At 59.1% G+C, this 25171-nt stretch carries 21 protein-coding genes and 1 riboswitch; of the genes, 14 read left to right on the forward strand and 7 right to left on the reverse strand.

The genetic code is table 11. The features are described 5' to 3' along the window. Nucleotides 1-6: 6 nt before the first annotated feature. The 4 genes from RHM56_RS12375 to RHM56_RS12390 all read right to left on the reverse strand — a co-directional run bounded on the left by RHM56_RS12375 (nucleotide 7) and on the right by RHM56_RS12390 (nucleotide 3748). Nucleotides 7-636, reverse strand: coding sequence for a nuclear transport factor 2 family protein (locus RHM56_RS12375; protein ID WP_322241515.1), 630 nt, complete (start codon nucleotides 634-636; stop codon nucleotides 7-9). Nucleotides 637-646: 10 nt separating this feature from the next. Next, a complete protein-coding gene (locus RHM56_RS12380) occupies nucleotides 647-1417 on the reverse strand; it encodes an SDR family NAD(P)-dependent oxidoreductase (protein ID WP_322241516.1) in 771 nt (256 codons plus the stop codon). Nucleotides 1418-1446: 29 nt separating this feature from the next. Next, nucleotides 1447-2181, reverse strand: coding sequence for a 3-oxoacyl-ACP reductase family protein (locus RHM56_RS12385; RefSeq protein WP_322241517.1), 735 nt, complete (start codon nucleotides 2179-2181; stop codon nucleotides 1447-1449). Between the two features lie 232 nt (nucleotides 2182-2413). After that, entirely contained in the window at nucleotides 2414-3748 is a 1335-nt protein-coding gene (locus RHM56_RS12390) for a DUF4329 domain-containing protein (protein ID WP_322241518.1), read from the reverse strand. A gap of 427 nt (nucleotides 3749-4175) precedes the next feature. Between RHM56_RS12390 and RHM56_RS12395 the strand changes: the two genes are divergently transcribed. From RHM56_RS12395 to RHM56_RS12430, 8 genes are all read left to right on the forward strand, one after another. After that, a complete protein-coding gene (locus RHM56_RS12395; protein WP_322241519.1) occupies nucleotides 4176-5507 on the forward strand; it encodes an MFS transporter in 1332 nt (443 codons plus the stop codon). A 17-nt stretch (nucleotides 5508-5524) separates the two neighbouring features. Further along, nucleotides 5525-6352, forward strand: a complete 828-nt coding sequence (locus RHM56_RS12400; protein WP_322241521.1) for an alpha/beta hydrolase — start codon at nucleotides 5525-5527, stop codon at nucleotides 6350-6352. A gap of 91 nt (nucleotides 6353-6443) precedes the next feature. Continuing rightward, a complete protein-coding gene (locus RHM56_RS12405) occupies nucleotides 6444-8573 on the forward strand; it encodes an FAD-dependent oxidoreductase (protein ID WP_322241522.1) in 2130 nt (709 codons plus the stop codon). A gap of 219 nt (nucleotides 8574-8792) precedes the next feature. Beyond that, a riboswitch (cobalamin riboswitch) is annotated at nucleotides 8793-8996 on the forward strand. Between the two features lie 109 nt (nucleotides 8997-9105). Continuing rightward, entirely contained in the window at nucleotides 9106-9882 is a 777-nt protein-coding gene (locus RHM56_RS12410; RefSeq protein ID WP_322241523.1) for a class I SAM-dependent methyltransferase, read from the forward strand. Nucleotides 9883-9915: 33 nt separating this feature from the next. Continuing rightward, nucleotides 9916-12054: a TonB-dependent receptor gene (locus tag RHM56_RS12415; RefSeq protein ID WP_322241524.1), complete on the forward strand. Its 2139-nt coding sequence runs from the start codon at nucleotides 9916-9918 to the stop codon at nucleotides 12052-12054. A gap of 5 nt (nucleotides 12055-12059) precedes the next feature. Then, nucleotides 12060-12959: an ABC transporter substrate-binding protein gene (locus RHM56_RS12420; RefSeq protein ID WP_322241525.1), complete on the forward strand. Its 900-nt coding sequence runs from the start codon at nucleotides 12060-12062 to the stop codon at nucleotides 12957-12959. Further along, nucleotides 12956-13951 (forward strand): iron ABC transporter permease, encoded by a 996-nt coding sequence (locus RHM56_RS12425; protein ID WP_322241526.1) that lies wholly within the window; start codon nucleotides 12956-12958, stop codon nucleotides 13949-13951. Before RHM56_RS12420 ends, RHM56_RS12425 begins: the two co-directional genes overlap by 4 nt. Then, a complete protein-coding gene (locus RHM56_RS12430; protein WP_322241527.1) occupies nucleotides 13948-14703 on the forward strand; it encodes an ABC transporter ATP-binding protein in 756 nt (251 codons plus the stop codon). Before RHM56_RS12425 ends, RHM56_RS12430 begins: the two co-directional genes overlap by 4 nt. A gap of 157 nt (nucleotides 14704-14860) precedes the next feature. Here the strand turns inward: RHM56_RS12430 and RHM56_RS12435 are convergent, their stop codons facing one another. Beyond that, the gene (locus RHM56_RS12435; RefSeq protein ID WP_322241528.1) at nucleotides 14861-15742 is read right to left on the reverse strand and encodes a LysR family transcriptional regulator; all 882 of its coding nucleotides are present in this window, start codon (nucleotides 15740-15742) and stop codon (nucleotides 14861-14863) included. 193 nt (nucleotides 15743-15935) lie between these two features. Here RHM56_RS12435 and RHM56_RS12440 point away from each other — a divergent pair, with 193 nt between their 5' ends. The 5 genes from RHM56_RS12440 (at nucleotide 15936) to RHM56_RS12460 (ending at nucleotide 21266) form a co-directional block, all read left to right on the forward strand. Beyond that, nucleotides 15936-16709, forward strand: coding sequence for an SDR family NAD(P)-dependent oxidoreductase (locus RHM56_RS12440; protein ID WP_322241529.1), 774 nt, complete (start codon nucleotides 15936-15938; stop codon nucleotides 16707-16709). Nucleotides 16710-16744: 35 nt separating this feature from the next. Next, nucleotides 16745-18043 carry an MFS transporter gene (locus RHM56_RS12445; protein WP_322241531.1) on the forward strand — a complete coding sequence of 433 codons (1299 nt, stop codon included), beginning with the start codon at nucleotides 16745-16747 and terminating at the stop codon, nucleotides 18041-18043. A 182-nt stretch (nucleotides 18044-18225) separates the two neighbouring features. Continuing rightward, the gene (locus RHM56_RS12450) at nucleotides 18226-19389 is read left to right on the forward strand and encodes a DUF1624 domain-containing protein (protein ID WP_322241532.1); all 1164 of its coding nucleotides are present in this window, start codon (nucleotides 18226-18228) and stop codon (nucleotides 19387-19389) included. Nucleotides 19390-19485: 96 nt separating this feature from the next. Further along, nucleotides 19486-19926, forward strand: coding sequence for a pseudoazurin (locus tag RHM56_RS12455; protein ID WP_322241533.1), 441 nt, complete (start codon nucleotides 19486-19488; stop codon nucleotides 19924-19926). Continuing rightward, on the forward strand, nucleotides 19923-21266 hold the full coding sequence (locus tag RHM56_RS12460; RefSeq protein ID WP_322241534.1) for an OprD family porin: 1344 nt from the start codon (nucleotides 19923-19925) through the stop codon (nucleotides 21264-21266). Before RHM56_RS12455 ends, RHM56_RS12460 begins: the two co-directional genes overlap by 4 nt. Here RHM56_RS12460 and RHM56_RS12465 read toward each other — a convergent pair whose 3' ends face one another. Further along, nucleotides 21267-21743, reverse strand: coding sequence for a copper chaperone PCu(A)C (locus tag RHM56_RS12465; protein WP_322241535.1), 477 nt, complete (start codon nucleotides 21741-21743; stop codon nucleotides 21267-21269). It lies immediately after the preceding gene. A 172-nt stretch (nucleotides 21744-21915) separates the two neighbouring features. Beyond that, nucleotides 21916-22521: an SCO family protein gene (locus tag RHM56_RS12470; protein ID WP_322241536.1), complete on the reverse strand. Its 606-nt coding sequence runs from the start codon at nucleotides 22519-22521 to the stop codon at nucleotides 21916-21918. A 429-nt stretch (nucleotides 22522-22950) separates the two neighbouring features. On the opposite strand from RHM56_RS12470, the gene RHM56_RS12475 reads away from it, so the two are divergent. Continuing rightward, nucleotides 22951-25140 carry a TonB-dependent receptor gene (locus RHM56_RS12475; RefSeq protein WP_416194900.1) on the forward strand — a complete coding sequence of 730 codons (2190 nt, stop codon included), beginning with the start codon at nucleotides 22951-22953 and terminating at the stop codon, nucleotides 25138-25140. Nucleotides 25141-25171: the final 31 nt, after the last annotated feature.

Consider the following 25171-nt stretch of genomic DNA (forward strand, 5'->3'; position numbering starts at 1 on the left):
GGCTCCTCAGCGCACGCGGATCTTGGGCGCACCGGCGCCGCGGCGCAGGGTGGCCAGAAAGTGTTCAACCGGGGCGGCTGCCGCCACGTGCGGCAACTGGTCCTTGTCCGGGCGCTTGGCCCAGAATTCGGTCCAGGACGGGAACAGGTCGTGAAAGGTACCGGCATAGGGTTCGCGCCCCGGCCAACGCATTTTTTGCGTGCCGATCGGCGGTTTGTTGAGGTCACTGGCGTACCAGTAGCACGGCAGGCGGCGCCGGAAATACCAGCGACCCTGCATGCGCTCGTAATCATCCCAATAGAGCATTTGCATGGTCACCCACTCGGGGCCGGTCTCGTGCTCGTTCTTGGAATACACCACGCCCACCGCATGGTCCGGATCAGTGAATTCGATCAGGTGCTGACCCAGATGGTGCGAGGTGCCGTGGAACTGGTCGCGCAAGGTGTCATCGACCCAGGCTTTGAGGTGGGCTCGCCCGGTTTTTTCGCGGCCGACACGAATGTCTTCGGCAAACAGATTGACGTGGGCATCGAGGTCGCGCATGTCCAGCGACAGCGAGTATTTGCCCGCCAACTGACGGATTTCTTCAATCGACTCCAGTCGATCAAGACGGGCAAGCAAAGCGTTCTGTTCCATAAAAGGATCCTTATTCCAAAACCGTGTACAGCTCACTGCTGCGCCCGCCATCGACCGGCAAGCTGGCGCCGGTGATGTACGAGGCTTCATCGCTGGCCAGAAACAGGATGGCGTTGGCCACTTCCAGCGGTTGGCCAACGCGTTTGAGCGGGATCAGTTTTTCGGTATTTGTGCGGGTCTTGTCATCGGTCAGCATGCCTGCTGTGGCCGGGGTCTCGACCACGCCCGGAATCACCACGTTGCAGCGAATGTTGTGGCTCGCGCCTTCACTGGCCGCCGCGCGGCTGAAGTTGATGACAGCCGCTTTGGCGGCGGAATATCCGGCCATCCACGGCGTGCCGAATAGCCCGCAAATAGAGGCGATATTGATGATCGAGCCGCCCTGAGCGCGCATCAGGCCCATGGCCGTGCGTGTGCCCCAGAAGGTGCCATCCACGGTGGTCGTGAAGTTGGAATGCCAGTCGGCGGTCGACGTGCTATCAATCGCTCCCCAGCTGTAGGCCATGGCGTTATTGACCAGAATATCCAGCCGTCCGTTGCGCTCTGCGGCCGCGCTGATCGCACCGACATAGGCCGCTTCGTTGCTGACATCTGCCACCGCGCACTCAGCGCGGCCGCCGGCATCACGAATCTTCGCGGCGACGGCTTCCAGCGGCTCAATGCGTCGACCGCAGAGCACCACCAGTGCGCCCTCCTCGGCAAATCGCAGCGCTGTGGCCGCGCCAATCCCCGAGCCGGCGCCGCTGATAAAGGCCACTTTGCCTTGTAAACGAATCCCCATGACGTGCTCCCGTAGCGAATGCCCAACGATTAGATAAATGCCATGCCGCCATTGACCGCGAGGTTTTGCCCGGTGATAAACGCCGCGTCATCACTGGCCAAGAAGGCCGCGACGCGGGCGATTTCATCGGCCTCACCCATGCGACCCAGCGGGATGGCCTTGAGCATGCTTTGCATCCAGTCATCGGGGATGTCGGCCATCATCGGGGTGTTGGTCGGGCCGGGAACGAGGGTGTTGACGCGAATGCCATTAACCGCCAGTTCGCGGGCCATGCTGCGGGTCAGCCCCATCACTCCGGCCTTGGCTGCGCAGTAATGGCTTGGGCCTTCGCCGGTCAGGGCCGAGGTGCTGGAGATGTTGATAATCACGCCAGGCGTTGCGGCCTTGAGCATCAGCTTCACGGCTTCGCGGCTGCAATAAAACGGGCCTGTCAGGTTGACCCCGATCACCCGCTGCCAATGGGCATCCGGGGTGTCGGCAAAGGCGTCGATGGAGCCGATGCCTGCGTTGTTGACCAGAATGTCGAAGCGCCCGAAACGGGCTTGTACCGCTGCCATCGCCGTGGCGACCGAGTCGCTGTCGGCCACGTTACAGGTCACGGCCAGCGACTTGTCGCCCAGGCCTTCAACTGTTTCGCGGGCTGCTTGCAGGTTGATGTCTGCCGCGACCACCCACGCGCCCTGCTCGGCAAAGTGACGCACGATGGCGCGTCCCATGCCTTGGCCTGCACCGGTCACAAACGCCACTTTATTCAGCAACTTCATAGAGCTCTCCCGTCTGCCTGATTGCCGCCCGAACGCAGCACAAGGCGGCTGACGGCGGTATACGGAAGCAATCATTGACTGCGGGAAAAAGCTGAACATCGTCCGATGAGACTAAGCGGCGCTCACAAGGCTGCGCTCAGTGTTGGCTGAGCGCAGATGGATCAGGATCGGGTGTGTGGCGTAGACATACCCAAATGGTGTGGCTCGTGACGCGCGTGTTGGTGTGCCCCTTTCACGTTGGTACAGGTGCGAAAGGCCCCCAATCATCAGAAACCCGACCTGTCTGAGTCCAGACTTCGTCGGTCTTCACAACGTTAAGGACAAATGCCGCTGCTACACGCCGAACAAACTCGGTTGCAGTCAAACTACCAGCAGTCAACTGCCTGTCCAGTTGGCTGGTGAGTTCGTTGGGGTGCGCCACGCTGGCAATCAATTCAGTTTCAGCGTCCAAGGAAAACCGTACATACGACAACAATGCCCCTTCGGGCGCAGAAAAGTAGGCGCGACTGCCTGGAGACGCTTGCATCATCAAATAGTCTATCCAGACGTTGTCTGGGGACATGAAATCCTTCAACACTCTAAACGGTGCCCCCAGCGCAGCTGCGCGATGGCTATCGGCTGAGTGATACACCGCAAACATTCGATACCCTTCAGGCAACTGCGGCAGGCCAGTACTATTTCTGGGGAATACATCGGGACGATCGAACGTCAGGTAAACCGTTGGTTGTGGCTTGGTGCAAATATACAAATCCGCTTGTAAGTGTTTAAGAATAAAACCCGCTTGCTGAACATAAGGACGTTGCCCTATTTCTTTATGTGCAAACAATGCCGCGTCATCGGCAGACAACAATACCGGGCCGCAAATGGGTGGCACTCTGGCCTCCCGAAAAATTTCTGCTTGCCATTCTCGCCATCCGGATCCGATTCTGCCGCGTCTGCCCCAGAATGTTCCCGACTGAATGATAGTTAGCTCCCCGGCACCGTAGACCATCGACAGTAAGTGACTAGGCAGAAAAATACTGGGTGCAAAAGATTGTTCAAGATGATCCGGTGTGCCCGGATGAACCAGCATCAACAAAGGTTCCAAAGCCTGCTCGGCGGGTGAGCCGCTGGCAACATAACAAATCAGACTTTTATCTGGGTTAGATAAATAAAAGCGTGCGTAGTTGTGGCGAAACGTAATGGCAGTGCGCAAGTCCATCAATGAGAAGAAATTATCTTGCAGGTCACTCTCAGGATCCCCCACCAGGGTTGTGCGCTTGAACGCGGTGTGAGAGTGATACAAACCCTCAATCACATAACCTTCGGGTGGCAGCATGTCACCCTCTGGCGATCTCGCAAGAACATCAGAGGGGCGAAACAAGCTCCCCCCGCTGGAGACAGGTAGTGTCGCGTAGTAGTGGTGATCCTTACTCAGGATAAATCCACCGTACTCCTTGTTCCGGCGGCTTCCGATAAGGTCATGGGCATAGACGGCAGCGTCATCCGATGTGATGAAGGCAGGACTTAACGCGGGGCTTGGTCTCGACAACGCCTGCGCCTCGGATGGATCAGCTCTGTTGTTCATAGAACCTCCCGACACGACACATACGCAATGTGGTGAAAAAATATCTCGGTTTATGGCCCATATCAGGACTCCTCAAATAAAACTGGAGCACGGATTTTCAACAAGATACTGAGTCCGTGGGCACTACATAAATACGCATTAAGTGTTAGTGCCTGCCTCTACAATTTTGGTCCTGATTGAATGACACGTTCCTTCTCAGATGGCGGCTGGCATCGCAAAGCCGTCGTGTACAGGCCTGCGCGGTCGTTCATTTAGACCCGACTCTCAGGGTTTTCGATCGCTTCGCAATCGGACGTAGCCTCGCGGAACTCGGCAACGGCTACGGGGGATGGCGCGACAAACGACCGGCTGGTCTAAACGGACGATGCCACCCTCTCTCAAGCTATGGAGTATCACGTTCACTAGAACAAAATCGGGAGAACCCGTCGTGTCCATACCTGTGCGCCCCACCTGGCGAACCCATTACGCATTAGCCGTACTGGTCGCCATCTACGTCTTCAACTACATCGACCGCCTGTTGATGGCGATTCTGATTGAGCCGGTCAAGGCTGAATTCGGGATTTCCGACACCGGTATTGGCCTGCTGTCAGGGGTGACGTTTGCCGTGTTCTATACGGTGTTTGGTTTCCCGCTGGGACGCCTCTCCGACCGTATCGGGCGCAAGCCGGTGATTGCATTAAGCTGCATCGCCTGGAGTGTGATGACCATGTTCTGCGGGCTTGCCGCCAGTTTTACGATGCTGGTGATCGCGCGTATCGGGGTGGCCATTGGCGAAGCGGGCGGCACGGCACCGTCCATGGCGATGGTTTCTGATCTGTATCCGCCAGAACGCCGCTCCACGGCCTTGTCGGTGCTGATGCTGGGTTCAAGCCTGGGGGCGATCTTTGGCCTGGGGCTCGGCGGCTGGATCGGCCAGCATTACGGTTGGCGGTTCGCGTTTTTGGTCATCGGCGCACCGGGGATCTTCCTCGGCCTGCTGTTGATGTTCACCGTACGCGTGTCCAAACCCGCTGCGCTGGTTAAATCCAGTGACGTGGCGCAAGTGCATTGGGCGGTAACCGTGCGCGAACTGTTCCAGACCCCTTCATTTCTGTGGCTTGTGCTCACCGGCGGTTCCGCAGCCATCGCCGGTTATGCCATCGGCACCTGGAGCCCGAGCTTTTTAATCCGCTCCCACGGCCTGAGCCTGCAAGACGCCGGATTGCTGGCCGGTGTGGCAGGCGGGCTCGGTGCCACCTTCGGCACCCTCACCTGCGGCATTTTGTGTGACCGTCTGGCGCGTCGTGACAAAGGCTGGCAAATCGGCGTGCCGTTGCTCGGCACCTTGATCAGCATTCCGTTTGGCCTGGCTTACTTTCTGTGGCCAACCGGCATCGCGTTCAATGCTGGCAGCACTCCCGTGCCAACCGCCTTCCTGTTTTATGTCGGCTTCAGCTTCTTTGGTACCTGGTGGGCGACACCGTGCCTGGGTGCCATTTCGCACCTTTTTCCGGCTACCCGACTGGCACAGGCCACGGCTATTTTCGTGATGTCCATGACCTTGCTCGGCGTGGGCGTCGGCCCGCTATTGATCGGCATGCTCAGTGACGGTTTCGCCCACAGCCTGGGCGCCGAAGGCCTGCGCTATGCCTTGGCCTCCTGCATCTCGCTGCTGGTGCTGGCCGCGGTATTTCTGGCCATGGCACTGCCGCGCTACCGCAACCATTTGAACAACCTGACCCCTGCCCCGGCGCCCGTGACGAAAGCCGTTACTGCCTGATATTTGGAGATTAAGTGATGAGTGAACAAGACCTGCCACTGCCTATCGGCCATTTTGTGACACTGGACAACGGCCTGCGCCTGCACTTTCTGGATGAAGGCAGCGGTCCGGTGGTGCTGTGGCTGCACGGCAGCGGCCCGGGTGCCAGTGGCTACAGCAACTTCAAAGGCAACTACCCGCAATTTGTCGCCGCTGGCTTTCGCAATCTGGTGGTGGACTTGCCCGGTTTTGGCCGTTCCGACAAACCTGAAGACGTGCAGTACAACCTCGACTTCTTTGTCAGCGCCATGTCCGGGTTTCTCAAGGCCGTCGGTGTCAAGCGTGCCACCCTGCTCGGCAACTCGCTGGGCGGTGCAATTGCCCTGGGCCTGGCGCTGGCCGAGCCTGAGCGTGTGGAGAAGCTGATTTTGATGGCGCCGGGTGGCGTTGAAGAGCGTGAGACCTACTTCAAGATGATCGGCATTCAGCGCATGGTTGAGTTGTTCAATGAAGGCCCGCTGGGCATCGAAGAAATGCGCCGGATCATGAGCCTGCAACTGTTCGACATCTCCCAGCTGGATGACGGCCTGCTGGCCGAGCGAGTGGCGGTGGCCGTGCATCAGCCGCGCAACCTGTTCAACACCATGATGGTGCCGAACATGACCGAGCGTCTTGAAGAAATCCAGGTGCCGATCCTCGGGTTCTGGGGCACCGACGATAACTTCAACCCAGCCAGCGGCGCGCTCAAGGTACTGACGCACGCGCCCGATGCGCGCTTCATCATGCTCAATCGCTGCGGCCATTGGGTGCAGGTTGAACACCGCGAGCTGTTCAACAAGGCGTGCCTTGAGTTTCTGAAAAGCTGACACCCCTCACGTGGGCGCTGTCGCAGGCTGCGGCAGCGCTCACCGAGATGGTGTAGCGCCTCCTCTCAAACCCGCTCGGGCTGAAATAACAATGACAACATTCCCTCAGTTGCTGGCACCCGGACGCATCGGCTCAATCGAGTTGCGCAACCGGATCATCATGGCGCCCATGGGCTCCAACTTTGCTGAAGCCGATGGTCACTGCGGCGAACGCATCCAAGCCTATTACGAAGCCCGCGCCCGTGGCGGTGCCGGGCTGCTGATCATGGGCGTGTGTTCGGTGGCTTTTCCGGCCGGTACCGCCGAACCCTTTCAGGTCGGTGTGTCCAGCGATGACTTTATCCCTGGCTTGAGTCGTCTGGCCGAACGCGTGCATCAGCACGGCGCGAAAATCGCCATGCAGTTGCAGCACGCGGGCAAGACCGCTGTACGTGACATGGCCGAAGGTCGACAACTGTGGGTGCCCTCGGTGCCGCCCGCGCTGCAAAACGACATGATGGCCGCCCTGACCCCCGAAGAACTGGCTAACTTCATCAGCTCGATGAGACGCCGGGCCGAAGGCTCGCCGATCCGGGTGATGGACAACGCCGACATTGCGCAAATGATCGACTGGTTCGCCTGCGCGGCTGACCGCGCCCAACGTGCGGGTTTCGATGGTGTGGAACTACATGCCGCACACGGCTACATCATCGCGGGCTTCCTGTCCGGTTATTACAACCAGCGCGACGACCACTACGGCGGCTCACTGGAAAACCGCGCCCGACTGTTGCTGGAAATCATTGCCGCCGTTCGGGCCAAAGTGGGTCGTGAGTTCGGCGTATGGCTGCGTCTGGATGCTGAAGAACTGCACACCCCCGGCGGCATCAATCTGCAAGACGCCATCGCCGTAGCGCGCATGGCTGAAGCAGCCGGTGTGGACGCTGTCAGCGTGTCCGCCACGGCGCGCATCACCAGTGGCGTGGTATTTACCGAAGCCCCCCTGGTGCATAAACCCGATGGTTTTCTGGAGTGGACGGCGGCCTTTAAACGCAGCGTAAACGTACCGGTGATTGCTGTCGGGCGCATTGAACCTGAGACCGGTGAAGCCGCCTTGAAGCGAGGTGACTGCGACTACATTGCCATGGCGCGCAAGCTGCTGGCTGACCCTGAGCTGCCAAACAAACTGCTCGCCAATCAGGAAAACACTGTTCGTCCGTGCATTTACTGCTATGTGTGCGTGAGCCAGATCTTTGTTAACGAGCGGGTCAAGTGTGCGGTCAACCCCATGACCGGGCATGAGTTTGAATACGTCATCAGCCCGGCCGCTGCCCCCAAACACATCGCGGTGATCGGTGCCGGGCCTGCGGGCATGGAAGCCGCACGTGTAGCGGCCTTGCGCGGGCATCGTGTGACCTTGCTGGAGCGCAGTGACCGATTGGGAGGCACGTTGTTTTTTGCTGGCCTGGCCTACGCCGAAAACGCCCGATTGCTGGAAAACCTGCGGGTGCAAGTGCAGCAGTCAGCCATCGACATTCGCCTGAATACCGAAGCCAGCCCGGCGTTGCTGCGCGATCTGGGAGCCGATCAAGTGCTGGTCGCGGTTGGTGCGCAACGTGCGGCTCCGGCGATCCCCGGTGCCGATCAGGACCACGTGTGGAGCGGCGATGAACTGCGGCGCTTGATGACCGGTGATCGCGCTGACGAAATTGCCAAGCGCAAATTGTCCTTTACCCAACGCACCCTGATGAAAGCCGGGAGCCTGGCGGGCATCACCGACAGCAGTGAGGCCATGCAAAAGTTGTCACGGGTGTGGATGCCGCTGGGCAAGCGCGTGACCATCATCGGTGGCGGTCTGGTGGGTCTGGAATTGGCAGAGTTTCTGATCGCTCGCGGGCGTCAGGTCTGTGTGCTTGAAAGTGGCACACATTTAGGCCGCGAGCTGGCCATCGTCCGGCGTTGGCGCGTGCTGCATGAAATCCGCGTGCACGGGGGCGAGTTGATTACCGGAGCAAGCGTGACAGCCATTGAGGGCAATCGGGTGCGCTACCAACTGGCTGACGGGACACTGGGCGACAGCCTGGCTGACTCGGTGGTATTGGCCATTGGCGCGCAACCGGATACCGCGCTGCTGGATGAACTGACAGCGGCGGGCTTGTCAGCCAGCAGCATTGGCGACTGCCACAGCATCGGTTACATCGAAGGCGCGCTCAGCGCTGGGCACAAGGCCGGGCGCGAAGCCTGATAAAAAGCCCCTTCTAACCCCAAATGCTGTTCACTTAAGAGATGCGCACGACTAACTGTAGGAGCGAGCTTGTCTCGCGAGCTTTTAAAAAGATCAAAAGATCGCGATACAAGCTCGCTCCTACAGGGGCCGCTTTCACTTATGTGAACAACATTGCCCTCTTAACCCAAATGTGAAAAATTTTACACGTAAGGTTGACGCATCTGACGACGAATGGTCAGATGCGCCCCTGTTTCAGGTGTCCTCAGCCATCGCGCTGGGGGTGAAACGGGAAGCCGGTACGTCCTTTCGGGCCAATCCGGCGCTGCCCCCGCAACGGTATGCGAGCGAAACACTCATATAGCCACTGTGCTTCGGCATGGGAAGGCGAGTGTTTCATGACCCTCGTGAGCCCGGAGACCGGCCTGATCCAACATATGGCACTCCGCGGTGGGCGGATGCAGGCCTTGGCGTGCGCAAAATCCCCCCTGCCCGTCATTTTTCTGCGTTAGCTCCCGTGGGTGTCCGATCAGGCTCAACCCGACGGCTCCCCATGACACCTCCAACGCAGCAGCTTTCATGTGCACCTTTTGTCTGGCCGGACCGCGAGGCTGCGTTTTATGCCGAGCATTTGGCCGCCTCCAATTATGTTGAACGCGTTGGCGGGCGCCTGCTGGAGCTGTTAGGCCCGCAACAGCAACTGCTGGATATTGGCGCCGGTTCGGGAATTCTCGGCCGCCATTTACTGGCACCCGGTGGCCAATGGACGGTGGTTGAGCCCAACGCCTTCATGCGCGGCAGTATCCAGCGACTGGCTGCGCAAACACCGCGTGTCGGGCTGAGCCTGCACGATGGTCTCTGGCAAGAGCTTGGCGCCTTGGCGCTCGCACCTGCCGCTACTGTGCTGTGCGCCAACATTCCGGTTGACGATGGCCAGGCTCAAGCATTTCTTCAGCAGGTACGCCCGCTGGCGACGCAAACGCTGATCTGGAACCTGCCTGCTCAGGAAGGTCCACGCACCTATTGCCTGTCCGGTTTCTTGCCGCCGCAACTGCACCGCAGTGACATGACCCCCGGCTACCAACTGACCTTGGCCGAACTTGCGGACCGCTGGCAACCCGACCAGATTCACTTCACCGATTGGGCATTCAGCACGCTGTTTGCCTCACCGGAGGCCGCATTGATGCACTTTATGGAAAAACTCGGCGCCCTGGATGGCGCGGCACAGGGGCTGCTTGAACGCCACTTGCAGGATCATCTGCAAAAGGTGCCGGGAGGCTGGCTTGCCAGTGCCCCGAAACGCGCCGCCAGCCTGATCTGGCAGTCGTAAACAATGCCTATAAAAATGCCTTCGGACGTCTCCATGCCCAACCTGCGCAACCTTCCCCTGTCCAGTTCCTTGTGCGCCCTGCCGTTGTGGTTGGGCAGCAGCCTGGTGGCTTTCGCCGCTGAAAACCCGTCGATCCTGCACATGGATTCAACCCTGGTCAGCGCTCCGCGCGCCGGTGAGTCGCTCAAAGATGTGACCAGCACCGTGCAGGTCATCGACAGTGATCAGATCGAACGTTCATCAGCGCGCAACCTGACCGATTTGCTGGCCGAGAACGCCGTGGGTTTTTTCAGTGAATGGACCCCGGGCCAGACCTCGATCAACATCCGTGGCGGCAATACCGATGGTCAGGGCCGCGATTACCGCAGCCAGGTCACGGTGCTGGTGAACGGGCGTCGTGCCGGGACAGCGAATATTTCCAAGCTGTCACCGGCGCAGGTGGCGCGCATTGAAGTGATCCGTGGCCCAGCGTCGGTGATCTATGGCAGCCAGGCCATCGGCGGGGTGATCAATATCATCACCCGCAATGGCCGTAACACCGAGGGCGGTGGCGCCACCTTGCAAGGCGGTTCGTGGGGTTTGGCTCAGGGGAGCGTTTACCAGAGCGGCACATCCGGACCGTTGGATTACTACTTCGGCCTGGATGACGGCCGTCGCAGTGACTATCACAGCGCGAGCGGCACGCAAAAAAACACCTCGTGGAAACGCCGGGGCGGTCTGTTGGCCTTGGACTACGAGCTGTCCGATGATCAGCGGGTCGACTTGACCGTGCGTTCTGACGGCATCTACGACGCCGGTTTCCGGGGTTCACAGTGGGACTACAACAACTACGACAATCGCTATAACCAGTCCGTGGAAGCCAACTGGACTGCCAAGCCCACAGAGTGGCTGAACTGGTCTTCGCAGGTGTATGCCTTTCGCGATGTCGATGATTTGCACTGGGGTTCGGAAGTCCAGGGGAATGGCAGCCCGGGCTTCAGCAAGGACCATATCGAACGGCGCCTTGAAGCGTATGGCCTGAAAGTGACGCCGCAGTTTCTGCTGACCCCAAGCACTGACCTGCTGGTCGGCGTGGACCTGGAAAAAAGCAAACTGCGCAACGACCGTTTCCGTGTTGCCGTGAATGGTTCGACCAGCAGCCAGGCCGCACCTTACGACATCAACTCCGATGACCTCAGCGCGGCGCTGTACGCCGAAGTGATCCAGCGCTTGATGGACGATCGCCTGACCCTGCGCGCCGGATCGCGCTACAGCTATGGCCAGTCGAGCACAGTCAAGACCGATTACATGCCGCTGCTGGACGAGAAAACCCGCGACTTCGACAAAGTCACCTACAGCCTTGGCGCAGCCTTCGAAGCCATGCACGGCGTGAAATTGCGCGCAGGGGTTTCGACCGGGTTCCGCGCGCCACTGGCAGGCGAACTGGCGGCGGACTTCACCACCACCAGCGGCACGCAGACGCTGGGCAACGCCAATCTCAAGCCGGAAACCAGCCTGCAATTTGAAACAGGGATTACCCTGACCAACAACAACCAGTTCTTCGACCTGGCGTTGTTCCAGAACCGGATTCAGGACCGGATCACCACCCAACCGCTGACCCAGAGCATCAGCCAGTACGTCAACGGTGATGGCGACGCGGTGATTCGGGGTCTTGAAGCGCAATGGCAGTACGACCTGGCCAGCGCCCTGGCCTTGGGTGATGAACGCATCCTGCGGTTGAACACCAACGCCGTGTGGAACTTCGACATGGACGACAAGGGGGCAGCGGCGACCTTGACCGGCCCGTACCGCGACAAGATCCAGCGCATGTATCAGTACCAGGCGAGTATCGCCCTGACCTACGGCCGCGAGCGCGATTGGGATGTCAGTATGAATGGGATTCTGCGCGGGCCGGTGTACTACCGCACCGAAGAAAAACTGCTGAACCCGGACACAAATTTCGTGTACCGCAAATCGCCGTTCTGGGTCTTCAACCTGCGCGGCAATTACCACCTGAGCGAACAACTGAGCCTGTTTGGCGGGGTCAATAACCTGTTCGATATTGAGCGCAGCACGCTGTTTATCGCCACCGGCAATGATTCATCCCTGGCAGATCCACGGGCGTCCAATGGTGGACTGGGCAACAGCAATCCGGGGCGTGAGTTGTACCTCGGCGCGAACTACCGGTTCTGAGCCGGATGCGCTGGCTTGTGTGGCTGTGCCTGCTGATCAGCCTGGACGTCAGGGCTGATACCGGGTTTCCGCGAACCGTGGTCGATGCGCTTGGGCGTGAAGTGACTATCGAGCGAGCGCCGCAGCGAATCGTCGCGATTTTCGCCAGCAACGTAGAAATGTTGGCGGCCATCGGTGCCGCAGATGCCATCGTCGGCGTCGAGGCCTTTACCCGCTACCCCGCCGACATTGCAGAACGGGCCAAGGTTGGCGGACGTCTGGGGTTTTCGGTTGAAGCCATCGCCCGCCTGCGCGCCGATCTGGTGGTCATGACCCCTGCCAGGCAAGCAGCAACCCTGGTTGATCCGTTGCAGCGCATTGGTATTGCGACGCTGGTGCTCAACCATCGCGATCTTGAGTCGGTACTGGCCAATATCCGGCTACTGGGGCTGGCCACCGGCCATGAGGCAGGCGCCGAGCAATTGATCGGCCGGATGCAGGTTCGGCTCGATGCCGTGCAAGCGCGTTTGGCTGGGCAGCCGCCAGTGCCGGTGTATCTGGAGACGGGCAGCAATGATCGTGGCAGTTACCTGACCCTGCGCGGGCACAATTACACCAGCGACATTTTGCGTCTGGCAGGCGGTGTCAATCTGTTCGCCGACAGCCGTTTAAGTCAGGTGGGCGGTGAGTCGGTTTTTCACGCTAATCCGGCACGTATTATCGTGGCAGGCTCCGCCCTACAGGCGCTCAGGCTGGCCCAACGACCCGGATGGCAAAGCATTCCTGCCGTTGCCGCAGACCGCATCGACAGCCTCCCCAGTGCGTTGCTGCTGATCCCCGGGCCACGGGTGGTTGACGGTGTCGAGCAATTGGCAGCGCTGTTGCACCCTGAGTTGTTTCCCCCTCTTGCCGAGACCCCGCCATGAGCGCCGTCGACAGACGCTATCGCCTGCTGTGCCTGATGCCTTTGCCCGCGATTTTTATCGGCCTTTGGCTGGGTGCCGAACTGGCGCATTGGAATGACTGGTGGGCATTGTGGCGAGGCGATGACACGCCGTTTGCCCAGTTACTGATGACCTGGCGCTTGCCCAGAGTGCTGGCGGCCTTTTGTGTGGGGGCATGCCTGGGCCTGGCCGGGGTGATTTTCCAGGGTGTGTTTCGTAACCCGCTGGCCGAGCCGTACTTGTTGGGCAGCGCCCCAGGTGCCGCGGTGGGCGCCGCCATTGCCTTGCTGGTGCCGTTGCCCGTGGCGATGGCTGTCAGCTTGCCGCTGCTGGCATTTATTGGCGCGTGGGGCGCAACCTTGCTGGTGCTGCTGATCACCCGCCTCACCCGGATCAACGACACCAGTGGCTTGCTGCTGGCCGGGATTGCGGTGGCCGCGTTGCTCGGTGCATTGCGCAGCCTGTTGCTGCTCGCCTTGTCGGATGAAACGGTGAACTTGCAGGTGGTGTTGAGCTGGACCCTGGGCGGCATTCATACCCCTGACTTCCTCGCGCTGGGGTTACTGGCGTTGTTGACGGGGCTGGCCTTGCTCTGTACACAGCGCATGGCCCATGGTCTCGACCTGTTGGGGCTGGGCGATCATGTGGCGTACAGCATGGGTTTAAGGCCACAACGCTTTATCAACCTGGCGCTGTTGCTGGCCGCCGCGATTACCGCGCTGGCCGTGTCTTGGGGCGGGCTGGTGGGGTTTGTCGGGTTGGTTGCACCGCATGCCGTGCGCTGGTTGATCGGGCCGACACACAAACGTCTGATTGTGGCCAGTGCACTCACCAGCGGCGCCTTGCTGGCATTGCTCGACGGCTTGGCGCGAAGCATTTTGCCGCCGGCTGAAATTCCGCTGGGGCTGCTGACGGCATTGCTCGGTGCACCGTTCTTTCTTCTGCTGCTCACCCGTGCGAGGCCTGCATCATGAACACCAACCCCGTGTTACAGGCTCAGGGCTTGTCGGTGCATCACGCTGGCAAGCCCGTGCTGCATGACTTCAGCCTCGACCTTGGCTCCGGCGAACTGCTGGTCTTGGTCGGCCCCAATGGCTCGGGTAAAAGCAGCGCCTTGCGCGCCTTGGCCGGGGTGCAGGCGTTAAGTGCGGGGCAGGTGCAACTGCAACAACGCGCCTTCCACCACTGGCCAGCCGCGCAGCGCGCACAAGCCTTGGCTTACCTGCCGCAAGACTTTCGCAGCCAATGGGATTTACAGGTGGTGGAGTTGCTCGAACTCGGCGCCCGGCGCAATGCCGCCCGCCTTGGTCAACCCTTGTCAACAGCACTGATTGAGTCGCTGGACATTGGCCATTTACTGCAACGTCGCCTGTCGCAGCTGTCGGGGGGTGAACGCGCCAGAGCCGGTATTGGCTGGGCCTTGGCCGCTGATTCGCCAATTTTGCTGGCCGATGAACCCACGGCAGCACTGGATATTACCCATCAACTCAATTTGTTGAGTTACCTGCGCAGTCGCCTGACGCACTGCGCGCAATTGCTGGTGCTGCATGACCTCGGGTTGGCCATGCGCTTTGCTGATCGGATCGCCGTTTTAGCCGAGGGGCGACTGCTGGGACACGGCAGTCCACAGACGGTGCGTGATTCTGGCTGGCTGGAACAGGCCTTCAAGCTGGAATTTGCCTGGCACGACAGCGCACACGGGTTGTACCCGATTCCCGTGCTCTGAACGTATGGAGGGCCCGTAGCAGTTGCCGAGTTCCGCGAGGCTACGTCCGATTGCGAAGCGATCGTAAACCCTGAGAACTTGATCAAATTGAAGGACCGCGGTGGCCTATTTACGACGGCTTCACCGCCGGACGTAGCCTCGCGGAACTCGGCAACTGCTACGCAGATAAAATGTCGCAGATTACGTTGAACACCGTGAGTTTGACCGCGCTGTCCAGATCCACCCATGCCAGTCCGGTGGTAGCTCTGTAGTCGCCCAACGCCAACGGTTTGGAGACCACATTGGCGGGCAATGCCCGGCCTGCGTTGGCCGGTAATAAACCGATACCAAGCCCGGCTGAAACCAGTGCCAGCATGGTGGTGAATTCTCCCAGTTCCGAGCCGATTTGCAGTTGCACGCCGTGGCTGCGCAGCGATTGCATCAGTTCGTCGTAGAAACCGGGGGCGTAGCGTCTGGCGAGGATAAACACCGGCACTTGGACCAGCGCTGTCGCGGGCACGCTGTCACACAGCGCCAAAGGATGATCGCTGGGCAGCGCCACCACAAAGGTCTCCTGCAGCACTTCGCGGGTCTGGATGCCGGGAATCACTGCCGGTAAACGCATGAGGCCAAAGTCGAGCTGACCATTTTTCAAAGCGCTGGCCTGATCCGGGCCCGGCATGTCCTTGAGCTCTAACTCAATACGTGGAAAGCGCGCGTGCAACGTGCGAATCAGTGTGGGCAGCAGTTCAGGCAGCACCGATGAGACAAAGCCGAAGCGCACGCGGCCTATTTCCCCACGCCCGCTCGCTTTGGCAACGTCGGCTGCATGGGCGGCTTGATGCAAGGTGGCCCGCGCTTCGGGCAAAAAGACTGCACCGATTTGCGTGAGCATCACCGAATGCCGATTGCGCTCGAACAGGCGCACGCCCAACTCCTCTTCAAGCATCTTGATTTGCATACTCAAGGCTGGCTGGACAATGGACAGGCGTTGCGCGGCTCGACCGAAGTGCAGCTCTTCCGCCAATGTCACAAACGACCTTAAGTGTTTGATTTCCAATAGATTGTCTCGCGTTATAAACACATAAAAACAGGGTGATCAAAATAGTTGATCACAAGATCATCAATGACGATTGGACGCTGCCAGTGGCCTAGGGTGAAGTAGCTTCAAGGCCAGGTAAAAACGTGACTATCCCGTTAGAGATGCGAGCTAGCACAGCCTAAATAATAAATGGCCGTTTGTGGAGAACTGCATGTCATTCAATATCAGTAACTTTCAGCTTGATGGCCGCCGTGCCTTGATCACCGGTTCAGGTAAAGGCATCGGGCTTGAGTTGGCCCGTGGTCTGGGCGCTGCCGGCGCTATTGTGGTGATCAACGATCGCAATATCGAAAAAGCCCGTGTCATTGCCAGCCAATTGCGCGACGACGGGATCAAGGCCGAGTACGCCGCGTTTGATGTTACCGACCGTGAACAGCTTTTCGCGGCAATCAATGCCTTTGAGGCGGATACCGGGGCCATCGATATTTTGATTAACAACGCGGGCATTCAACGCCGCGCGCCGTTGGAGGACTACGACGCCAACGACTGGCACGATCTGATGCGGGTCAATCTGGACGGCGTGTTCCATGTCTCCCAGGCGGTAGCTCGGCACATGATTGCCCGTGGCCGGGGCAAAATCATCAATATCTGCTCGGTCCAGAGCGAGCTGGCACGCCCCACTATCGCGCCGTATGCCGCGTCCAAAGGGGCCGTGAAGATGCTGACCAAAGGCATGTGCGCCGAATGGGCTCGCCATGGGATTCAGGCCAACGGCCTGGCGCCGGGCTACTTTGCAACCGAGATGAACCGCGCACTGGTTGATAACCAAGAATTTTCTGAATGGCTGTGCAAGCGCACACCTGCCGGTCGTTGGGGCCGCGTCGAAGAGTTGTGCGGTGCTGCGGTGTTCCTCGCCTCCCCGGCTTCGGATTTCATCAATGGCCAAACCCTGTTCGTGGATGGAGGCCTGACCAGCGTCGTTTGAAAAAAGCACAAAACAACAATAACAGGGGGATCCCCATGAGCACGCTCAAAGAACATGCACTGCCGTTAACGGACGTTGGCAGCCAGCAGGTCAAGGCCAAAGGCTTTGCGCCCAAACGCTGGCTGTACCTCATTCCGCTGATTTTTATCACGTACAGCCTCGCCTATCTGGACCGCGCCAACTATGGCTTTGCCAGTGCCGCCGGGATCGAGCACGACCTAGGCATCACCAAAGGCATGTCCTCGCTGATCGGTGCCCTGTTTTTTCTGGGGTACTTTTTCTTCCAGGTACCGGGGGCGATCTACGCGCAGAAGTACAGCGTGCGCAAACTGGTGTTCTGGAGCCTGATCCTGTGGGGCTTTTGCGCCATGGCCACGGGGCTGGTGACCAATATCCCGATGCTGATGTTCATTCGGGTGTCGCTGGGGATTGTCGAAGCGGCCGTGATGCCAGCGATGCTGATTTTTATCAGCAACTGGTTCACCCGCAAAGAGCGTTCGCGGGCCAACACCTTTCTGGTGCTGGGTAACCCGGTCACCGTGCTGTGGATGTCGGTGGTCTCGGGTTATCTGATTCAGGCCTGGGGCTGGCGTGAAATGTTTGTGATCGAAGGTGCACCTGCGGTGTTGTGGGCCTTCGTCTGGTGGCGCATGGCGCGGGACAAGCCTGAGCAGGTTGACTGGCTGACCCAACAGGAAAAGACCCAGTTGGCCGCGACCCTCGCCGAAGAACAGAAAGGCATGAAGCAGGTGCGCAATTACCGTCAGGCCTTCACCAGCCCGATAGTGATTCAACTGTGCTGCGTGCACGCGCTGTGGAGCATCGGCGTGTATGGTTTCATCATGTGGTTGCCGAGCATCATCAAACAGGCCGCAGCGGCCGACATTGTCACTGTCGGCTGGCTGAGTGCCGTGCCGTATGTGGCCGCCGTGGCAGCGATGCTGGCAGTGTCGTGGGCTTCGGACAAGTCGCAGCAGCGCAAACACTTCGTCTGGCCGTTGCTGGCACTCGGCGCGCTGGCCTTCTTCTGCTCGTACCTGCTGGGTTCTGAGCACTTCTGGCTGTCGTTTGCCTTGTTGACCGTCGCAGGTGCGGCGCTTTATGCACCTTACGGACCGTTTTTTGCGCTGATCCCGGAGATCCTTCCGGCCAACGTATTCGGCGGCGCGATTGGCCTGATCAATGCGTGCGGGGCGCTGGGCGCCTTTGTTGGCTCGTGGATCGTCGGCTACCTGATCGGCCTCACGGGCAATCCGGGGGCGGCTTATATCTTCATGACGGTCGGCGTGCTGTCTTCCGCATTGTTGATGGCCTGGGTCAAGGTGCGTCGATAACCCTGACGCTGTTAAGCAGTCGGCGCCTTGGTCATGACCGGGCGCCGCACCACACTCAGCCCCTTTACCCGCCAATCGAGCGACCTGCTTTATTGGGAATCTTTCTCAAAGGGATGACAAAACCTCGTTTGGACGTTATAAGGTAACAACTTCTTATAGCTCTCCTTGCGTGTGAATCCTCAATGCCGACTGCTCAACAAGCCCCTCCTCCAAGCCAACGCCTGCTGTCCATCGATGCCCTGCGGGGCTTGGTGATTATTTTTATGCTGCTGGACCACGTGCGCGAGACGTTCTTTTTGCATCGCCAAGTGGCCGATCCGATGAGTATTGATGCCACCGAGCCCGCGCTGTTTTTCAGCCGGACGCTGGCTCATTTGTGTGCCCCGGTGTTTGTGTTGCTGACGGGGTTGTCGGCGTATCTGTACGGCGAAAAATATCAGGGCACGCGCGACGTTTCGGCATTTCTGTTCAAGCGCGGACTGTTTCTGGTGGTGCTGGAGTTCACGTTGGTGAACTTTGCCTGGACGTTCCAGTTCCCGCCCACGGTGATTTACCTGCAAGTGATCTGGGCCATCGGCGTCAGCATGATTGCCCTTGCGGCGCTGGTCTGGCTGCCACGCCCTGTGCTTTTGTTGCTCGCCATCGTGATCATCGCCGGGCATAACCTGCTCGACAGCCTGCACTTCGCTGCCGGTTCGGCGCTGCATGTGCCGTGGGCAATTTTGCATGATCGTGGCTGGATCGAGTTTTCGGACAGCTTGCGCCTGCGTACTTCCTACCCGGTACTGCCGTGGATCGGGGTCATCGCGCTGGGCTATTGCATCGGCCCATGGTTTGCACGATCCGCCTCGGCAGCCCTGCGTCAGCGTTATCTGTTGCTGGCCGGGACGGGTGCCCTGCTCGGTTTTGTCGCGCTACGCCTGCTCAATGGTTATGGCGAGGCGCAATGGAGTGGCTACAGCACCGTGACGCAAACCTTGATGAGCTTTTTCAACATCACCAAGTACCCGCCTTCGCTGCTGTTTTTGACCTTGACCCTGGGTGTTGGCCTGTTGCTGTTGCTGGGCTTTGAGCGCGCCGGGCAACGCCGCTGGATTCGCACCCTGGCGGTATTTGGCGCGGCGCCGATGTTCTTCTACCTGCTGCACTTGTACGTCCTTAAAGTGCTCTATCTGGTGTGTGTCGGCCTGTTTGGCCTGAATCAGGGCAGCTACTTCGGTTTTGACGGCATCGGTGCGGTGTGGCTTTCGGCCATTTTGCTGGCAACAGCGCTTTATCTGCCGGTGCGCTGGTTTGCTGCGTTGAAGGCGCGTCGCCGAGATATTTCATGGCTGAAATACTTCTGATTCGGACATTGGCTCCTTTGAGTGCATTGTTGCTCGCTTAACGCTGTAGGCAGCTCATGCCTGCGGCGGCTTTTTTGATTTTATGGACAGCCAGACATGCGTATTTCATCCCTGACCCTCTTGCTGGTTATTGCCCTGCTCGGCTCATCCGCGTTGGCCCAGACTCATGAAGTGAAGATGCTCACTCGAACGGCAACCGCTGGCATGGTGTTTGAACCGGACTACCTGCAAATAGCCCCCGGCGATACGGTCAAATTCGTGCCAACGCACAGTGGCCACAATGCGGCGACGTTGCCAGAACTGTTGCCAGAGGGCGCGCAAGCCTTTCAAGGCAAGATCGATCAGCCAATCGAACAGAACTTCTCCATTCCAGGGCTGTACGGCATCCAATGCACCCCGCACCTGGGGATGGGCATGGTGATGCTGATTCAGGTCGGTGAGCCCGCTGCTCAGGCACCGCAACTGCCCTCGAAACTGCCCAAGCGCGCATTGGATCGAATGAACGCCGCACTGCAAAAACAGCAGGCCGCACAATGACGATTGTTCGCACGCGCTCGGCCATCCTGATGGCCCTCGCCAGCCCCATGGCCCTGGCCGACTCTGCCCAGTCCCAGACCAATGGTTTTATCGAAGACAGCACGTGGGCTGTGATCAACCGCACGGTCTACGACCATCGCGACTACCGGCACGGCGCCAGTAACAGCGGCTCGCGCAATGCCTACAAGCCCAAGACCGAACGTAACGGTTATGCAGAAGAATGGGCCTACGGCTTGATGGGCACGTTGCAATCCGGTTTCACCCAGGGATTGATCGGTGTGGGCGTCGATGCGCACGCTTACCTTGGGGTCAAGCTGGACAGTGGCGGCGGCCGTGCAGGAAAAGCGCGTTTGCTGGGACTGGATAACGACGGCTACCCCAAGGATAACTATGGCCGGGGTGGCGCGGCCATCAAGCTGCGGCTGTCCAATACCGTGCTCTCCTATGGCGAACAGCGGGTCAAGACCCCAGTATTCAGCTCGTCCGACAGTCGTCTGCTGCCAGAGACCGCCACCGGGGTGTTTGTCACCAGTAACGAGTTCAATGCCTTGAAAATGGTGGGCGGGCACTTCACCGAAAGCACCGACCGCAACGCCAGCAGTCACAACCAAGGCTTTGTGGTGAACTACTCGAACGGCCCCAAAGGCGATGCCTTCGACCTGGCCGGTGCGGTCTATACCCCGAGCAAGCAACTCAGCGCGAGCCTTTACACCTCACGTTACGAAGACACCTGGAACCAGCAGTATGTGGGCGCTCTGTTTAGCCAGCCGATTGATGAACATCGCTCGCTGACGTTCAACTTCAACCTGTACCGCACCACCGATGAAGGCCGGGCGCTGTCGGGCACTATCGACAACACCACTTGGAGCCTGATGAGCACCTACGCTCAAGGTCCGCACAGCTTCAGCCTGGGTTATCAGAAAGTGCACGGCGATACGCCGTTTGATTACGTGACCCGTGGCGCCATTTTCATCACCAACGCGGTGCAATTGTCTGACTTCAACGCGCCCAACGAGCAATCGTGGCAAGCCCGCTACGATCTCGACCTGTCGTCATGGAACCTGCCGGGGTTGGTGCTCAGTGCCGCTTATGTGCGCGGCAGTGATATCAACGGCAGTCATGTGGATCCGAGCGGGGGTTACGCCTATCTGGGATATGGCGAAGGCGGTAAACACTGGGAGCGCGATCTGGAGGCGCGCTATGTGGTGCAGAGCGGTGCTGCCAAGGGCACCATCATGTCGCTGCGTCATAACGTGCATCGCGGCAACACCGCGCAGGCCGAACTGGACACAGACCAGATCCGCCTGGCGATTGAATACCCGTTAACCGGGCGATTTTAATCAGTGCGCAGCGCCGTGGTCATGCATGTTCATGTCCATTGGCATGCTGTTCAACGCACGGGCCTGGGCGTTGACTTCAATCGATTCTTTGACGCCTTTGGCATCTTCAACGATCAAGGTCAGCGGCACTGTGTCGCCGTCTTTAACCTGGGCCACCAGGTCAATCAGCATCACGTGATACCCCTCGGGCTCAATGTTCACGGTTTTGCCAGCAGGCAACGCCACAAACGGCACCGCTTGCATGCTCATCACGTCGTTTTTCATCGTCGATTCGTGAATCTGCACGGTCTCGGCCACCTTGGATTTGACTTCGACCAGCTTGCTGTCGGTGCTCGACGTGATGTGCATGAAAGCACCGGTCGTAGGCTGGCCTGCAACGGTGGCGCGAACCCAAGCATCGTCGACTTTGGTTTGCGCAGAAACGTGCAGGCTCAGGCCCAGTAGCGACAGCAACAACAAGCGATTCACAGGTTTCATGACACGTGCTCTTTCAAAAGGAACATTGATTAGGCTCTGTTCGAAATGTATCTACGCTCGGTTATGCGGCGTTGAAAACAGGCTCGGAATGCTCATTTACAACCCGTAAACTCCGCTTCCTCGCCTGTTTTCGCCTTGCCTAACCTTCGCTCGAAAACATTTCGTACAGACCCTAGCAGACCGACATCACTGTCAGCAGATCTTCGGTGCACTGTTTGGCCGACAGCGAAGGCGACAGGCCCAGGCGCAGCACGCCACGGGTGTCAAACACAAAGCTGGTGGCGGTGTGCGACAAGGTGTACGACGAGCCGGTCGGGATCTTTTCGTAAAACACCTTGAACTCCTTGGCCGTGGCCGCGGTTTCTTCAAGGGTGCCGGACAGCGCCATAAAGCTTGGGTCGAAGGCTTTGACGTACGCATCCAGCATCGCCGGTTTGTCACGCTCCGGGTCCAACGTAATAAAGACCACCTGCAGGCGATCACCGTCCGGGCCCATCATCTTCTTGATTTGCGCGGCGCGGGCCAAGGCGGTGGGGCACACGGCCGGGCATTGGGTAAAGCCGAAGAAGATCATCGGCATCATGCCGCGAAAGCTGCCGAGCATCATTTCGTTGCCTTGGGCGTCCCGAAGCTTGAACTTGCGCCCCAGAATTTCATTGCTCAGGTCTTTACCGTACTTGTACGACAAACCACTGCCCGGGTCACAACCGGCCAACAGGCCGAGACTGAGCAAGCCAAGACCGGCAACCACATGGCGGCGAGTCAGTAATGCATTCATGTCAGGTTCCTTTAAGCGGCCCGGCTCTTGAAAGCCAAACCTTTGCCCTGCGCAGTATGCGACAGGTGTGCGCGCTGCTCGACTAATGGACCGGCCATTACCCGTTTGCACACGATTGCTGTGGGGTAAACGCGTTTCATGGGCGCCGAATTTACCACTGTCGCGATCACCTCGCACAGCGACTGCGCCCTGTTGTGGTGCGCCTTTGCGCCCGACGCCAGTAAAACCGGGCGACACGGACAGCCTGCGACAAATCGACTCAGGCCTGACCGCGAAAACCCGGAGCATCGAGGTTGGCAATCTCAGGAAGAAGTCAATTTAAGTAAGGTTTCGTGAAGTTTCTCTTTTTGCTGTAGGAGAGAATCTATATCATTTGCTTTTGTATCTGCATGGACGCTGATATTTCTCTCACGCTATGCGGATACCCTGATGCTGCCTGACCTCGCCCCGTTCCGTTTAACTTCACTGGCTGCCGCCTTGCTTGGCCTTTTAGGTACATCACTGTGCAGCGCTGCTGCCGAGCAAGCCCCCGGATCGGTACTGACTCTGGGCAGCACCGCTATTTCTGCCGACGAACTGCCTTCCAGCACGCTGCCAGCGGTGTACAGCGGTGGTCAGGTGGCACGTGGTGGCGAGTTGGGGGTACTGGGCAATCAAGACATCATGGATGTGCCCTTTACGATGTCGAGTTACACCTCACAACTGATAGAAGACCAGCAAGCCGAAAGCATCGGTGATGTGCTGCTTAACGATTCGTCCGTGCGTCAGTCGTTTGGTTATGGCAACGCGGCGCAGATCTTTGTGATTCGTGGCTTGCCACTGAACAGCGATGATATTTCCTACAACGGCTTGTATGGCGTCTTGCCCCGTCAGGTGATCAGCACTGACAGCCTTGAGCGGGTTGAAGTCTTCAAAGGGCCCAATGCCTTTATCAACGGCGTGACCCCGACCGGCTCCGGTGTGGGTGGCGGTATCAACCTGCAACCCAAACGGGCACAAGACACCCCGACCCGGCGCTTCACCACCGATATTTCCAGCAGCGGACGGATCGGCGAACACCTGGACCTGGGCCAGCGCTTTGGCGAAAACAATCAATTTGGCATTCGCATGAACATCGCCCAGCGCGAAGGCGATACCGCTATCGACGACGAAAACCAGCGCACCAAGCTGTTTGCTCTGGGGCTGGACTACAGGGGAGATCGCCTGCGGGTGTCCACCGATTTCGGTTATCAAAAGCAGCGCATCAACGGCAATCGCAACACGGTCTATATCCCCGCAACGTTGACCGACATTCCCCATGCGCCGGATGCCGACACCAATTACAGCCAGAAATGGACCTTCACCGAGCTGGAAGACACTTACGGCATGGCGCGCGGCGAATACGACCTCACAGATCAATGGACCCTATATGCCGCCGCCGGGGCCAAACACACCCGTGAGGTGGGCAATTACTCCACCCCTACCCTGCGCAGCACCGCGGGTGCGACCACCGCCTCCAGCATGTTTGTCGCCCACGATGAGGACAACCGCAGCGCGATGGCGGGGCTGCGTGGCACGTTGCAGACCGGCCCGGTGAGCCATCAGATCAACCTCGGCCTGACCGGCATCTGGACTGAACAACGCTCGGCCTATCAGTTGAGTGGCAGTTTCGCCAATGACCTGTACAACCCCGTTGACGTGGCCAAGCCTGCTGTTTACCCGTTCGTGGGTGGCGATATCAATGACCCCGGCATCGTCGGCAAAACCATCAACCGCAGCCTGGCGATTTCCGACACGTTGGGTTTTGTCGATGACCGCGTCCTGTTGACCTATGGTCTGCGTCGCCAAACCTTGAAGGTGGATGGCTGGAACTATGCAGGCAACCGTACGGCCACCTACGATGACTCGATCACCACACCGGTCTACGGCATTGTGCTCAAACCGTGGGACAACATTTCGCTGTACGCCAACCGCATTGAAGGTCTGGCAAAAGGTCCTACAGCCCCGGCAACGGCGGGTGGCACTGAGGTTACAAACCCCGGTCAAACTTTCGCCCCGGCACGCTCCAAGCAGATCGAAGCGGGGATCAAGTACGACAAAGGCACCTTTGGCGCCAGTTTGGGTGTGTACCGCATCGAACAGCCGAGCGACGGCTACGTCAACGCGCAAAATACCTATGTGCGCGAAGGCATGCAGCGCAATCGCGGGGTTGAACTCAACCTCTTCGGTGAGCCGCTGGACGGCTTGCGCGTACTGGCCGGCGCCACACTGATGGACACCAAACTCAGCGGCACCAAAGGCGGTGCCAACGACGGCAATCGTGCGCCTGGCGTACCAACCTTTCAGTTCAACCTGGGCGCGGATTGGGATGTGCCAGGGCTGGAAGGCGTAGCGCTTAATGCACGGATGCTGCGCACTGGCGGCCAGTTCGTTAACCCGAGCAATACCTTGAGCATCCCGGCCTGGAACCGATTCGACCTCGGCGCACGTTACAGCTTCGACGTTGAACAACGCGCCGTGACCCTGCGGGCCAATCTAGAGAACGTCGCAAACACAGGCTACTGGGCGTCGTCCAATGGTGGCTACCTGAGCCAGGGTGAGCCACGCTCGCTAAAGGTATCCGCCACAGTCGACTTCTAACCTCGTAGCAGTTGCCGAGCGTTGCGAGGCA

The organism is Pseudomonas sp. CCC3.1, from assembly GCF_034347405.1.
GTDB lineage: Bacteria > Pseudomonadota > Gammaproteobacteria > Pseudomonadales > Pseudomonadaceae > Aquipseudomonas.